Source organism: Streptomyces sp. NPDC051020 (assembly GCF_040683105.1).
Classification (GTDB): domain Bacteria; phylum Actinomycetota; class Actinomycetes; order Streptomycetales; family Streptomycetaceae; genus Streptomyces.
In genome coordinates this window covers 47,330-61,245 of the sequence record NZ_JBFBCG010000035.1, presented here as the reverse complement: position 1 = coordinate 61,245, position 13,916 = coordinate 47,330, and the positions used below count along the sequence as shown (strand labels likewise).

The following is a 13,916-nucleotide window of genomic DNA, read 5'->3' as shown; positions in this document are numbered from 1 at the left end:
GAATGGGTTGGTAGAAGCGTGAACAACTTTGGGGTCGGGCCAGCACGGGAAGTGGACGTGGTCGTGATCGGCGCCGGACAGGCTGGTCTGTCCGGCGCCTATCATCTGCACCGCGCAGGTCTGGAGCCCGACCGCGACTTCGTCGTGCTCGACCACGCGCCCCGTCCGGGCGGCGCCTGGCAGTTCCGGTGGCCCTCACTGACGTACGGCAAGGTCCACGGCATGCATGCGCTGCCCGGCATGGAACTCTCCGGCGCCGACGACAGCCGCCCGTCGTCCGAAGTGATCGGCGAGTACTTCGACGCGTACGAGCGCACCTTCGACCTGCGGGTCCACCGGCCCGTGGAAGTGAGTGCGGTACGGGAGGGCGACGGCGGGAGATTGCTCGTCGAGACCTCCGAGGGGGCGTATGCCACGCGCGCCCTGATCAATGCCACCGGCACCTGGGACCGGCCGTTCTGGCCGCGCTACCCGGGCCAGGAGACCTTCCGGGGGCGTCAGCTGCACACCGCGAACTATCCGGGGCCCCAGGAGTTCGCCGGGCGGCGGGTGGTCGTGGTCGGTGGCGGCGCCTCCGGCACTCAGCATCTGATGGAGATCGCCGAGGTGGCGGCGGACACCTTCTGGGTGACGCGTCGGCCTCCGGTCTTCCGGGAGGGGCCGTTCGGCGAGGACCAGGGGCGGGCCGCCGTCGCCTTGGTGGAGGAGCGCGTACGGCGGGGGCTGCCGCCGCAGAGCGTGGTGAGTGTGACCGGGCTGCCGGTCACCGACGCCGTGCGGCGAGCCCGGGAAGAGGGAGTGCTCGACCGCCTGCCGATGTTCGACCGGATCACTCCGACCGGGGTGGCGTGGGACGACGGGCGGACGGTGGACGCCGATGTGATCCTCTGGGCGACCGGGTTCCGTGCTGCCATCGACCATCTCGCGCCGTTGCGGCTGCGCGAGCCCGGCGGCGGTATCCAGGTCGAAGGCACACAGGCCGTACGGGACCCGCGGGTCCATCTGGTCGGGTACGGGCCGTCGGCGAGCACCATCGGCGCCAATCGGGCAGGGCGAGCGGCGGTGCGTGCCATCAGGCACCTGCTGAAGGCCGGCACGGACGACGCCGTCGGCCGCGGGGGCGAGCACACCGCCGCTCTGGTGTGACATCGCCCGAGGACGACACGGCTCCGCACCGCGAGAACAGAACACACGAACAGGGGATCGGATGTTCGCTGGAACGCGTGATCGCATGGCCGATCGTTGCTCAACTCGCCTGCGGCACCTGATGATTACAGGGCGCAAACAACGGGCTGCAGACCGCGACTGCGCTGTCCCGGAGATACACCATGTACGAGGAGATACACCTGATGAACGTCCTGACCAACCTGCTTGCCGGACTCGTCCACTTCGTGGGTTGGCTCGTCTGACCTCTGCTCAGCCCCGGCGCCGTCGCGTGTACGGTCTCAGCATCGGCTCCCCGGCCCGGTGAACTCGGGCAGGGCAGCGAACTCGGGTACCACGGTGACCGTCTCCGCGATCGCGCCGAGGGTGCGGCGGACCCGGGTGAGGGGGTGGTCGGGAGATTCGGCGTCCCGCCGCTCATGGTCGGCCGCGTGGACGGCAGCCCGCCCAGGACGTCAGGAGCGTAGGGGGTGGGGCCGGAAGTGCTGTGCCGGCCCGGCCTTGGCCAGCGCCACCGCTTCCCGCAGCCCTGTCATGCCATGTTCGGCCGCCTGGGCCTTCACCACCGCGCTGCGCCCGGCGCGCGGCACGGTAAAGCGTCCTCAGCTTGTCACGGGGGCAAGTTGGGTGTCCCGGCGGACAAGCGCGGCATAGCGGCCGTCCTGTTGGAGCAACTCCTCGTGGCTGCCGCGCTCGGCGGTCCGGCCGCCGTCGAGGACGACGATCTGGTCCGCGTCGCGAACGGTGGAGAGGCGATGAGCGATGGTGATCGTGGTGCGCCCTGCGGACAGTGCGTCGATCGCCTCCTGTACGGCGAATTCGGTACGGGTGTCGAGGGCGCTGGTCGCCTCGTCGAGGATCAGGACGGGCGGATCGCGCAGGATGGTGCGGGCGATGGCCAACCGCTGTTTCTCACCGCCGGAGAAGCGGTAACCGCGCTCACCGACCAGGGTGTCGTAGCCGTCGGGCAGCGAGGCGATGTGGTCGTGGATCTGTGCCGCGCGGGCAGCCGCCTCGATCTCGGCATCCGTCGCGTCCGGCTTGGCGAAGCGCAGGTTCTCGGCGACGGAGGCGTGGAAGAGGTACGTCTCCTGGGAGACCACACCGACGGCCCGGGCGAGCGTGTCGAAGTCCAGTTCGCGTACGTCGACGCCGTCGAGCGTGACCCGGCCACCGGTGACGTCGTACAGCCGTGGCACCAGGTAGCTGAGCGTGGACTTGCCGGAACCGGTGGGTCCGACGACGGCGAGGCTGCCGCCGGCCGGCACGGTGACATCGACACCGCTGAGGGTCGGGCCGCTCTTCTCGTCGTAACTGAAGTCCACGTCCTCGAAGCGGATCTCGCCGCGGATCTTCTCCAGTTGGACGGGTTCCTCGGGCTCGGTGATGTCCACCCTGAGGTCGAGATACTCGAAGATCCGCTGGAAGAGTGCGAGGGACGTCTGCATCTGCACCCCGGTGGAGAGCAGGCTCACCGCAGGCCGGAAGAGGCCCTGCTGGAGCGAGACGAAGGCGACGAGCGTGCCGATGGAGATGGCGGCTCCGCCGAACTGCAGGGCGAGTCCCGCGGCCCAGTAGATGACGGCGGGCATGGCGGCCATGACGATGCCGATCGTCGACATCCGCCACCGCCCGGCCATGCTGGAGCGCACTTCGAGGTCGACCAGGCGCTCGGACTCGTCGGCGAAGCCCTGGGTGAGGGAGTCCGCCCGGCCCATCGTCCGGCCGAGCAGGATGCCGCTCACGGAGAGGGACTCGGTGACCGTGGCCGCCATGGCGGCCATCTGCTTCTGGCGCTGGGTGGTGATCTTCTTGCGCTCGCGGCCGACCCGGCGGCTGATCCAGACGAAGACCGGCAGCAGGAGGAGCGAGACGAGAGTGAGCCGCCAGTCGAGCGCCAGCATGGCGACGACCGTGGCGATGACCGCCGTCAGGTTGGAGACCAGCGAGGTGGCGGTGGAGGTGACGGTGGCCTGCATGCCGCCGATGTCATTGGCGATACGGGACTGCACCTCGCCGGTGCGGGTCTTCGTGAAGAAGGCGAGCGGCATCCTCTGCAGCTGGGCGTAGACGGACGTGCGCAGGTCATGCATGACGCGCTGGCCGACGGTGGTGGAGATCAGGGTCTGCAGGACGCCGAAGACGCTGTTCATCACGGCGGCGAGAATCATGCCGAGCGCGAGCAGCGAGAGCATCCCCGTCCGCCCCTGGGGAATCGCCGTGTCGAGGATCTCGCGGAGCAGGAACGGCGAGGCGACCGACACCAGCGACGAGGCGCCGACGAGCAGTCCGACCACCGCGAGCCGACCGCGGTACGGGTGGAAGAGGCGGAGGATGCGACGCAGCTCGGCGGGCGGCCGCACGCCGCCCCTGGGCGGGGGTGTCCACGTGGGTTCGTCGGGTTTCATGGGCTCCTTCGACAAGCGTGACGGAGGGAGACGGCCGCAGGCGACAGTCCGACCTTTGAGAGCATAGCTCATTGTTACCTATACTCACAATGAACGTCGTCCTGATACTGTTCCCTCCATGGACTCCCCCGACCCCGACGGCCTGCTGGCCGAGCAGCTGCTGCGGCTCACCCGCCGGCTCCAGCGCATCCAGAGCCGCCAGCTGGAGCCGATCGGCATCACGCCGGCCCAGTTCCGGCTGCTGCGCACGGTCGCCCACTACGACGGACCGCCCCGGATGGCGGATCTCGCGCAGCGCCTCGATGTCGTGCCACGCGCCGTGACCAGCCTGGTCGACGCGTTGGAGGCGAGCGGCCGGGTGCGCCGCGCCCCGGACCCGGACAGCCGCCGGGTGGTCCGGATCGAGATCACCGACGAGGGCCGCGCCACGCTGCGCTCGCTGCGCGACGCGCGGAGGGCGGCCGCGGAGGAGATCCTGGCTCCCTTGACCGCCGATCAGCGCGCGGTGCTGGGCGGGCTGCTGTCCACCCTGGTCGCGGGAATGCCGGAGCGTCGCTGCTGAGGCTCCGCCTTCGGATGGTGCCGGGGGCCGGGGCGAGTCGGCACAGCCCCGTGCCGGGCCGGTTCGCCGGGCGGCCTCGAGGCCTTGCACCGATCATGAGCGGTGTGAATCTTCGCTGTAGAAAGGTGGGAGTACGCACCGACCCACCGAGGGGGCCATCGCCATGCCGCTGCTCGAACCGAAGCCGGAAGTCCTCCGCCCGGGTGGGGCACGCACCCCGTCCCCCGACCGGGTCCCCGACGTGCGGGCCGCGGGCACGCCCGAGCCGCTGCGCGGCGAACTGACCGCGCTGCTCGGACCGGAGAAGGTGTTGTGGACCGTCTCCGACCTGGTGAAATACGCCTCCGACGCCAGCCCCTACCGGTTCGTCCCGCAGGTCGTCGTCGTCCCGGAGGACATCGACGACATCTCGGCGATCCTGTCGTACGCGCACGGCAAGGGCCGCGAAGTCGTCTTCCGGGCCGCGGGCACCAGTCTGAACGGCCAGGCGCAGGGCGAGGACATTCTCGTCGACGTCCGGCACCACTGGGCGGGCATCGAGGTGCTGGACGACGGTGCGCGGGCCCGGATCCGCCCCGGGACCACAGTCATGCGCGCCAATGCCACCCTCGCCCGGTACGGCAGGCTGCTGGGTCCCGACCCGGCCAGCGCCATCGCGTGCACGATCGGCGGGGTCGTTGCCAACAACGCCTCCGGAATGACGGCGGGCACCACCCGCAATTCGTACCGGACCGTCGCCTCGCTCACTTTCGTGCTGCCGAGCGGCACGGTCGTCGACACGGCCGACCCCGCGGCGGACGAACTGCTCACCCACGCCGAACCACAGCTGTGCGAGGGGCTGCTGGCCCTGAAGGCGGAGATCGAGGCGGACACGGAACTGACCGCCCGGATCCGAGCCAAATACGAGATCAAGAACACCAACGGCTACCGGCTCGACGCGTTCCTGGACGGCTCGACCCCCGTACAGATCCTGCGCGGACTGATGGTCGGATCTGAAGGCACCTTCGGTTTCATCTCCGAGGTCGTCTTCGACACGCTGCCGCTGGACCGGAAGGTCTCCAGCGCCCTGCTCTTCTTCCCCTCGCTGACCGCCGCGGCCGCTGCCGTGCCCCGCTTCAACGAAGCGGGGGCGATCGCCGTAGAGCTGATGGACGGCAACACGCTGCGGGCGTCGGTGAGCGTCCGGGGCGTGCCCGCGGACTGGGCCGAGCTGCCGAAGGAGACGGCGGCGCTGCTGGTGGAGTTCCGGGCTCCGGACGAGGCGGGGCAGGAGGCGTACGAGCAGGCGGCGGCCGCGGTCGTCGAGGGGCTGGACCTTGTCGCGCCGGTCGCGTCGGTGACCAATCAGTTCACCCGCGAGGCCAAGGTCATCTCGGGTTACTGGAAGGCCCGGAAGGCGTTCGTCACCGCGGTCGGCGGCTCCCGCCCGTCCGGTACGACTTTGATCACGGAGGACTTCGCGGTCCCGCCGTCGCTGCTCGCCGGCGCCTGCGAAGCCCTCCTCCGGCTCCAGGCGGAGCACGGTTTCGACGCCGCCGTCGCAGGCCATGCCGCGCACGGCAATCTGCACTTCCTGCTCGCGTTCGATGCGGCGAAGCCGTCCGATGTCGACCGGTACGCCGCGTTCATGGACGACTTCTGCCGGCTGACCGTGGAGCGCTTCGACGGGTCGCTCAAGGCGGAGCATGCCACCGGTCGTAATATCACGCCCTTCCTGGAACTGGAGTGGGGCCCGAAGGCGACCGAGCTGATGTGGCGTACGAAGCAGGTCATCGACCCCGACGGGGTGCTCGCGCCGCGGATCGTCCTCGACCGTGACCCGAAGGCCCATCTGCGCGGGCTGAAGACCATTCCCGAGGTCGAGCTGATCGCCGACCCGTGCATCGAGTGCGGGTTCTGCGAACCCACCTGTCCCAGTCACGACCTCACCACCAGCCCGCGTCAACGGATCGTGCTGCGACGGGAAATGATGCGCCAGCCCGGCGGTTCGCCGGTGGAGACCGAGCTCCTCGACGCGTACGGGTACGACGCCGTTGACACCTGCGCCGGTGACTCCACCTGTAAACTCGCCTGCCCGGTCGGCATCGACACCGGCGCCATGATGAAGGACTTCCGCCACCAGCGGCACTCACCGCGCGAGGAACGGATCGCGGCACTCACCGCGAGGAACTTCAAGGCGGTGGAGACCTCGGCGCGGCTCGCGGTCGCCGCGGCCGACAAGATCGGCGACCGGCTGCTGGAAACCGTCACCGGGCTCGCCCGCAAGGCCGTAAGCCCCGATCTGGTGCCCGAGTGGCTGCCCGAGATCCCCGGCGCGGCGCCCCGCAAGCTGCCCCGCACCTCGCGGGTCGGGGCGAGCGCCGTCTACTACCCGGCGTGCGTGAACCGTATCTTCGGCGGTCCGGAAGGCCACCGTGGCCCGTCGCTGCCGCAGGCCGTCGTCGCCGTCTCGGCCCGCGCCGGAAAGCCGGTATGGATCCCGGAGGACGTCGCGGGTACCTGCTGCTCGACGATCTGGCATTCCAAGGGCTACGACGAGGGCAACGCCGTGATGGCCAACCGCATCGTGGAGGCCGCCTGGGGCTGGACAGCGGGCGGAAGGCTGCCGCTGGTCGTCGACGCCTCGTCGTGCACGCTGGGCATCGCCCATGAGGTGGTGCCCTATCTCACCGAGGACAACCGGGAGTTGCACCGGGAGCTGACGGTCGTCGACTCCCTCGTCTGGGCAGCCGACGAGCTGCTGCCGGAACTGACGATCCTGCGGAAGACCGGCTCGGCGGTGCTGCACCCGACGTGCTCCATGCAGCATCTCGGCGACGTGGAGCAGTTGCGTACAGTCGCCGAGGCGTGTGCGGAGGAGGTCGTCGTACCGGACGACGCCGGGTGCTGCGCGTTCGCGGGCGACCGCGGGATGCTGCACAAGGAGCTGACCGCGTCGGCCACGGCGAAGGAAGCGGTCGAGGTCAACTCCCGTGAGTACGACGCCTATCTCTCCGCGAACCGGATGTGCGAGATCGGCATGGACCGGGCTACGGGGCGCGCGTACCGCTCGGTCCTGATGGAACTGGAGTGGGCGACGCGCCCCTGACACGTCTCTCGCCCGAGCGCGTACGCAACCGGCCACCGGGTCCGGCCACATCCGCCGGGCCCGGTGGTCGGCGTTCTCAGGGACACCCGGTGAGTCGCGTACAAAAGTCCATGGTTTCGGTTTCGAGAGTCCAAGCCCTCCCCTTGCGTATCAGCAGTCTCAACTATCAAGGTCATGACCGAGGTTCAAAGCAAAAGCCGCGCACGTCAGACCCCCGTCCTGGAGGATCGATGAACGACGCAGCACAGCAGAACCACGGTACGGAGGACGGTGACGACGGCTCGATGAGCCGTCGTTCGGTCCTGTGGACGACCGCCGCCGGCGTGGCCGGTGCCGGGCTCGGACTGGGCGGTCTGGGCAGCGGCACCGCAGCCGCCGCCACACCCCTCGGCGCCGATTCCGCCGCCGGTGCACAGGCGCAGACGGCCACGCCGAAGCGCCAGGGCGCCACCATGGTGGGAGTGCCGTTCGAAGGGCGTTCCACCGTCCGGGTCGGCCTGGTCGGCCTCGGCAACCGCGGCGGCAGCATGATCGATCTCTATCTCGCCGTCCCCGGAGTGCAGGTCGTCGCCGTGTGCGACCCGGTCAAGGAGAAGGCCCACCGGGCCGCCGCGAAGGTGACCGCAGCCGGTCAGCCGGCGCCCGCCGTCTACACCAACGGCGAGGACGACTACGAGAATCTCTGCAAGCGCGGGGACATCGACTTCGTCCATGTGGCGACTCCCTGGGACTTCCACTTCGAGATGGCGAAGACCGCCATGCTCCACGGCAAGCATGTCGGGGTGGAGTGTCCGATCGCTCTCCAGCTCGATCAGCTCTGGGAGCTGGTCGATCTCTCCGAGCGCACCAGACGGCACTGCATGCAGTTGGAGAACTGCTGTTACGGGCGGAACGAGATGCGGGTGCTCCGTATGGCGCACGCCGGTCTCTTCGGCGACCTGCTGCACGGCGCGGGCGCGTACAACCACGATCTGCGCGGCCTGATGTTCGACCCGGACTACTACGAGGGTCCCTGGCGCCGGCTGTGGCACACCCGGCTGCGCGGCGACCTCTACCCCAACCACGGGTTCGGCCCGGTCGCCAACTACATGGATCTCAACCGCGGGGACCGTGCGGTGAGCATCATCAGCGTCGGTTCGCCGTCCCTGGGGCTCGCCGAGTACCGGAAGAAGCACATGCCGGCAGGTGACCCGAGCTGGAAGGAGACCTATATCGAGAGCGACCGCACGATCAGTCTCGTCCAGACCGCCAAGGGACGGGTCATCCGGCTGGAGCACGACGTGTCCACACCGCATCCGTACTCGCGGATCAACAGCCTCGGCGGCACGAAGGGGCTCTTCGAGGACTATCCGGCCCGCATCTATATCGAACCTGACCACACCAACGACACCTGGGGCAACTTCGGCGCGTACGCCGACTGGGACCACTGGCTGTGGAAGGAATACGCCAACCCGCCCGGCGGGCACGGCGGAATGGACTACATGCTGGTGTTCCGGCTGATGCAGTGCATGCGTCTGGGGCTCGTTCCCGACTTCGATGTGTACGACGCGGCGACCTGGACGTCTCCCGTACCGCTCAGCCACCTCTCCATCAAGGCGAAGGGCGCGCCGCAGCAGATCCCGGACTTCACCCGCGGCGAGTGGAAGAAAGCCCGCCCCGGCATGGACTCGGAGAAGCCCACGAAGGCCTGACGGCCGGCACGACACTGCGGGCCCCGGCCGCACAGGCCGGGCCCCGCAGTGCGACCTCCCGCGGTCCGCTCGGTGACCTTGGCGCGAAATACGCATTCCGTGGAGAAAACCCTTTGCTTCGACCGGAGCCACCGGGTGAACCTTGCACGGTTTCAGTCAGTCACCGAACAACAACCGAACCTCAGAACCACGGGACGTCATGCACATTCGCGATCTTCCCTATTCGGATCCCGGCGATCCCGATGTCCGGTCAGGCCCACGCTTCCTGCTCTGGCTCGGCCGCAACCAGATCCGCGGACAGCTCAAGTCCATGGCCTGGGGCCTGCTGCACCAGTGCTCCGTCGCCGGGCTGCCGCTGGCCGTCGGCTTCGCCGTGCAGGCCGTCGTCGACCGTTCCGGCAACCGGCTCGCGCTGGCCGGCGGGCTGATCGCCGTCCTCGGTGTGCTGATCGCGGTCGGCGACACCATGCTCCACCGGACCGCCGTCACCAACTGGATCACCGCCGCCGCCCGCGTCCAGCAGCTACTGGCCCGCAAGACCGCCGAACTCGGGTCCGCACTGACCCGCCGGGTCGCCGCGGGCGAGGTCGTCGCGGTGTCCACCGGCGACGTCGAGAAGATCGGCTGGTTCGTCGAGGCACTCTCCCGCTTCGCCGCCGCCGCCGTCGCTCTCGTGCTCATCTGTGTCGGACTCGTCCTCTATCTGCCGTCGCTGGGGGCGCTGGTGGCACTCGCCATGCCGCTCCTGGCACTGGCCGTGCTGCCGCTGCTCCCCCGCGCCACCCGGCGCGCGGACCTTCAGCGCGAGAAGGCCGGAAAGGCCACCGAACTGGCGTCGGACACCGTGGCCGGGCTGCGGGTGCTGCGCGGGATCGGCGGCGAGGAGCTGTTCCTCGGCCGCTACCGGCGTGCCTCGCAGGAGGTCCGCAGGGCAGCCGTCCGCAGCGCGCAGATGTGGTCGCTGATCTCGGCGATCCAGGTGCTGCTGCCGGGCGTGCTGCTCATCTCGCTGGTCGTGTACGGGGCGACGCTGGCCCGCGAGGGCCGGATCGAGGTCGGCCAGCTGGTCACGGTGTACAGCGCGGCGACGCTGATGCTGTTCCCGCTGCGGCACTTCGAGGAGATCGCCATGGCGTACTCCTTCTCACGGCCGTCCGCCAAGCGGGCCGTGCGGGTGCTGTCGCTGCACCGCACCGCCGAGCCGTCGACCGTCGACGTGGTGCCTTCCGGTGATCTGTACGACCCGGTCACCGGGCTGATGGCCCCTGCGGGCAGGTTCACCGCGGTGGTCTGCGGCGACCCGGACGAGGCCGGCCGACTGGCCGAACGGCTCGGCGGGCACGCCGAGCCGGCCGCGGAGCAGGACACGACGGACGACGCTCCCGAGGGCACGCCGTCGCCGGAGAAGAACCCGTCCGTCCTGCTCGGTGGCGTACCGCTGGACGAGCTGTCGCTGGCGGCCGCCAGGACCGCGGTGCTGGTCCAGGACAAGGACCCGGTGCTGCTCTCCGGGACACTCCGGGAGCTCCTGGACGTGCCGTCGTCCGGCCAGGTGACCGCTGAGCAGGCGCTGGCCGCCGCCCAGTGCGATGACGTGCTCGACGCGCTGGCACAGGCCTCGGTGACCAGGGACGGCAATCCGATGACGACCAGGATCACCGAGCGCGGCCGGTCGCTCTCCGGCGGCCAGCGGCAGCGGCTCGCCCTGGCCCGCTCCCTGGTCACCGATCCGGAAGCACTGGTTCTCGACGAGCCGACGTCCGCCGTCGACTCGCACACCGAGGCCCGGGTCGCCGCCGGTATCAAGGCGCTGCGCCTGGGTCGTACGACCGTCGCGTTCGCCTCGTCGCCGCTGCTGCTGGACCTCGCGGACCGGGTGGTGCTGGTGCACCGGGGCGCCGTGACAGCGGTCGGTACGCACCGCGAACTGCTGCACACCGATCCGCAGTACCGGGCGGTCGTCACCCGGGAGACAGACGACGAGATCGCGGCACTGACCGCACCGGACGAGATCGACGGGATCAGCGCAGTCAGCGGGATCAAGGCGATCGAACAGACCGAACAGACCGAACAGACCGAAGGAATCGAGGAGAGGGCATGATCGGCGTCGCACCACCGACGTACGACCCGGCCGCCCCGGAGTCGGCGACAACGCTGCCGGTCGGCACCCCGACCACGGTGCGCAGCTATGTACGGGACCTGATGCGGCGCCACCGCAAGCCGTTCGCCGTACTCATCTCGGTCAACGCCGTCGCGGTGATCGCCTCGATCGTCGGGCCGTATCTGCTGGGCGGGCTGGTCGAGGACCTGTCGAACGGGGTCGCCGACCTCCATCTGGAGCGCACCGCCGCGGTGTTCGGGCTCGCACTGCTCGTACAGACCGTGTTCACCCGGATGATGCGGCTGCGCAGCGCGATGCTCGGCGAGGAGATGCTGGCCGATCTGCGCGAGGACTTCCTCGTGCGGTCGGTCGCGCTGCCGCCGGGCGTGCTGGAGCGGGCCGGGACCGGTGATCTGCTCTCCAGGATCACCACCGACATCGACCGGCTGGCCAACGCGATGCGGGAGGCCGTGCCGCAGCTGGCGATCGGTGTGGTGTGGGCGGGACTGCTGCTCGGTGCGCTCACCGTGACCGCTCCCCCGCTGGCACTCTCCGTCCTGATCGCCCTGCCGGTGCTGATCCTCGGCTGCCGCTGGTACTTCCGCCGGGCGCCGTCGGCGTACCGCTCGGAGGCCGCCGGATACGCGGCGGTCGCCGCGATGCTGGCAGAGACCGTGGACGCCGGACGGACGGTGGAGGCGCACCGTCTCGGCGCGCGCCGGGTGGCGCTGTCGGACCGGCGGATCAAGGAGTGGACGGCATGGGAGCAGTACACGCTGTTCCTGCGTTCGGTGCTCTTCCCCGTCATCAACATCACGTACGTGACGATCCTCGGCGCGGTGCTGATGCTCGGCGGCTGGTTCGTCATCGAGGGATGGCTCACCGTCGGACAGCTGACGACGGGTGCGCTGCTGGCGCAGATGATGGTCGACCCGATCGGTCTGATCCTTCGCTGGTACGACGAGTTGCAGGTCGCGCAGGTGTCGCTGGCCCGGCTGGTCGGCGTGCGGGACATCGAACCGGACGCGGGCGACACGGAGGTCGCCCCGGACGGCCGGGACGTCCGGGCGGACGGTGTGCGCTTCGGCTACCGCGCCGGGGTCGACGTGCTGCACAAGGTGTCCCTCGACGTCGCCCCGGGCACGCGCCTCGCGCTGGTCGGCCCGTCCGGTGCGGGCAAGTCCACGCTCGGCCGGCTGCTGGCCGGGATCTACGCCCCGCGCAGCGGTGAAGTCACCCTGGGGGGTGCGCAGTTGTCGCAGATGACAGCGGAGCAAGTGCGTACGCATGTGGCGCTGGTCAACCAGGAGCACCATGTGTTCGTCGGTTCGCTCCGCGACAACCTGCTGCTGGCCCGTGACAGCGCGCAGGACGCGGAGCTGTGGGCGTCGCTCGCCGCGGTCGACGCGGACGGCTGGGTGAAGGCGCTGGGCGAGGGTCTCGACACCGAGGTCGGTTCGGGCGGTCTGGCCCTGACCCCGGCGCAGGCGCAGCAGATCGCCCTGGCCCGGCTGGTGCTGGCCGATCCGCACACGCTGGTGCTGGACGAGGCGACCTCGCTGCTGGACCCGCGGGCGGCCCGGCATCTGGAGCGCTCGCTGGCGCGGGTGCTCGACGGCCGAACGGTCGTGGCGATCGCGCACCGGCTGCACACCGCGCACGACGCGGATGTGATCGCGGTGGTCGAGAGCGGCAGGATCAGCGAACTGGGCAGCCATGACGAGCTGGTTGCGGCGGACGGCGCGTATGCGGCGCTGTGGCGGTCCTGGCACGGCTGAGCTGAGAAGGCGGAGGTGGTGCGCGGACCGTCATCGGTTCGCGCACAGCCACGCGTCCGGAGCGGCGAAGCCCACGCCGGTGAGCCCCTGGACGGGGTCGACGCGATGGAGGAGGGCCGGCTCGGGAGATCGTTCTCGCGTACCGTCCGGTGCCGCGTGAATCGGTCTGATCCCCCGGCGGCCGGATGGGGTGCTCAGATGTAGTTGAGGGCGGCTGCCCCGCCCACCCCCCCGAGCACCATGAACGCGGGCATCAGCACCTTCAGCTCCACCCAGCTGCCCGCGCGGAACCGCATGCCCTTCGGCGGCCCTATCGGGTACCAGCGCTTGCGGCCCAGTGGGATCGGCCACAGGATCGGGCAGCCGGAGACGGTCAGCGCGTCGCCGATGTCATGGACGAGTGCGCCGAGGACGATCGGCAGCCCGAGCCAGAGGTACTCCTGGCCGGGGGCGCTGAAGAGCCAGTCCGAGCCGTTGCCCGGCTTGTCGAGGACGCCGGCCAGTATCCAGGCGCTGGTCGCGCCGAGCAGCCACACCAGGACGTCGCTGGACATCCGGGCGGCCCGCCACAGCAGTCCTTCGACGGCGAGCACGAGGTGGACGAAGAGGATGGCGAGGACCGCCCACCGGCCGCCGGTGATCGCTGCGGCGGAGGCCCCGGCGCCGATCAGCACCGCCCAGAGCCAGGTGTGCGTCAGAGTCCGGTGACCGCCGTTGCGGCGCGGGTCGCCGGAGCCCCTGGTCGCCTTGTAGACGGCGTGCGAGAGCTTGTCGACGATCTCGCAGAGTCCGCGGGAGACCGGGCCGAAGGCGCGCGAGATGGTCGCGGACTTGTGGTCGAGGTCCGGGGCGAGCGCGGCACCCGCGGTGATCAGTGCTCCGACGACCAGGACGGGCCACGGCATCGTATGGCCCGCGGCTGCCGCCGCCGCGCCCACCCCCAGCCAGGCCGCCGCCCCGGACAGCGAGTGTGCCGGTCCCATCATGGTTCTTCTGCCCCCAAAATTTGTCCGGCCGCCATCGCCGTTGCGATGCGGCCGAGTTGAGTGGGCAGCGTACCGTCCGTGATCTTCGTACGGTCGCCCGGTTCCCTCATCCGGGCGGAAGGCAGGCAAGATGGGGGC

At 70.0% G+C, this 13,916-nt stretch carries 8 protein-coding genes and 1 pseudogene; 6 read left to right on the top strand and 3 right to left on the bottom strand.

Annotated elements, in window-relative coordinates:
• Positions 1 to 18: 18 nt before the first annotated feature.
• Positions 19 to 1,146 carry an NAD(P)-binding domain-containing protein gene (locus AB0N06_RS20450; protein WP_366136090.1) on the top strand — a complete coding sequence of 376 codons (1,128 nt, stop codon included), beginning with the start codon at positions 19 to 21 and terminating at the stop codon, positions 1,144 to 1,146.
• Positions 1,147 to 1,445: 299 nt separating this feature from the next.
• On the opposite strand, the pseudogene AB0N06_RS20445 reads toward AB0N06_RS20450, so the two are convergent.
• Positions 1,446 to 1,766, bottom strand: a pseudogene (locus AB0N06_RS20445) (hypothetical protein); the annotation flags it as partial.
• Positions 1,767 to 3,572, bottom strand: a complete 1,806-nt coding sequence (locus tag AB0N06_RS20440; RefSeq protein WP_366136089.1) for an ABC transporter ATP-binding protein — start codon at positions 3,570 to 3,572, stop codon at positions 1,767 to 1,769.
• 118 nt (positions 3,573 to 3,690) lie between these two features.
• Here AB0N06_RS20440 and AB0N06_RS20435 point away from each other — a divergent pair, with 118 nt between their 5' ends.
• The 5 genes from AB0N06_RS20435 to AB0N06_RS20415 all read left to right on the top strand — a co-directional run bounded on the left by AB0N06_RS20435 (position 3,691) and on the right by AB0N06_RS20415 (position 12,792).
• Positions 3,691 to 4,134 carry a MarR family transcriptional regulator gene (locus AB0N06_RS20435; RefSeq protein ID WP_366136088.1) on the top strand — a complete coding sequence of 148 codons (444 nt, stop codon included), beginning with the start codon at positions 3,691 to 3,693 and terminating at the stop codon, positions 4,132 to 4,134.
• A gap of 163 nt (positions 4,135 to 4,297) precedes the next feature.
• The gene (locus AB0N06_RS20430) at positions 4,298 to 7,222 is read left to right on the top strand and encodes an FAD-binding and (Fe-S)-binding domain-containing protein (protein ID WP_366136087.1); all 2,925 of its coding nucleotides are present in this window, start codon (positions 4,298 to 4,300) and stop codon (positions 7,220 to 7,222) included.
• Positions 7,223 to 7,452: 230 nt separating this feature from the next.
• Positions 7,453 to 8,913, top strand: coding sequence for a Gfo/Idh/MocA family oxidoreductase (locus AB0N06_RS20425; RefSeq protein ID WP_366136086.1), 1,461 nt, complete (start codon positions 7,453 to 7,455; stop codon positions 8,911 to 8,913).
• Positions 8,914 to 9,112: 199 nt separating this feature from the next.
• Positions 9,113 to 11,014 carry an ABC transporter ATP-binding protein gene (locus AB0N06_RS20420; protein WP_366136085.1) on the top strand — a complete coding sequence of 634 codons (1,902 nt, stop codon included), beginning with the start codon at positions 9,113 to 9,115 and terminating at the stop codon, positions 11,012 to 11,014.
• A complete protein-coding gene (locus tag AB0N06_RS20415) occupies positions 11,011 to 12,792 on the top strand; it encodes an ABC transporter ATP-binding protein (protein WP_366136084.1) in 1,782 nt (593 codons plus the stop codon). The genes AB0N06_RS20420 and AB0N06_RS20415 overlap by 4 nt, the downstream gene beginning before the upstream one ends.
• A gap of 194 nt (positions 12,793 to 12,986) precedes the next feature.
• On the opposite strand, the gene AB0N06_RS20410 is transcribed toward AB0N06_RS20415, so the two are convergent.
• The gene (locus AB0N06_RS20410; protein WP_358856103.1) at positions 12,987 to 13,778 is read right to left on the bottom strand and encodes a metal-dependent hydrolase; all 792 of its coding nucleotides are present in this window, start codon (positions 13,776 to 13,778) and stop codon (positions 12,987 to 12,989) included.
• Positions 13,779 to 13,916: the final 138 nt, after the last annotated feature.

Bases quoted from the DNA above. Each gene is read 5' to 3' on its own strand.
- AB0N06_RS20440 (WP_366136089.1), bottom strand. From the start codon at position 3,572: ATGAAACCCGACGAACCCACGTGGACACCCCCGCCCAGGGGCGGCGTG.
- AB0N06_RS20435 (WP_366136088.1), top strand. From the start codon at position 3,691: ATGGACTCCCCCGACCCCGACGGCCTGCTGGCCGAGCAGCTGCTGCGG.
- AB0N06_RS20430 (WP_366136087.1), top strand. From the start codon at position 4,298: ATGCCGCTGCTCGAACCGAAGCCGGAAGTCCTCCGCCCGGGTGGGGCA.
- AB0N06_RS20425 (WP_366136086.1), top strand. From the start codon at position 7,453: ATGAACGACGCAGCACAGCAGAACCACGGTACGGAGGACGGTGACGAC.
- AB0N06_RS20420 (WP_366136085.1), top strand. From the start codon at position 9,113: ATGCACATTCGCGATCTTCCCTATTCGGATCCCGGCGATCCCGATGTC.
- AB0N06_RS20415 (WP_366136084.1), top strand. From the start codon at position 11,011: ATGATCGGCGTCGCACCACCGACGTACGACCCGGCCGCCCCGGAGTCG.
- AB0N06_RS20410 (WP_358856103.1), bottom strand. From the start codon at position 13,778: ATGATGGGACCGGCACACTCGCTGTCCGGGGCGGCGGCCTGGCTGGGG.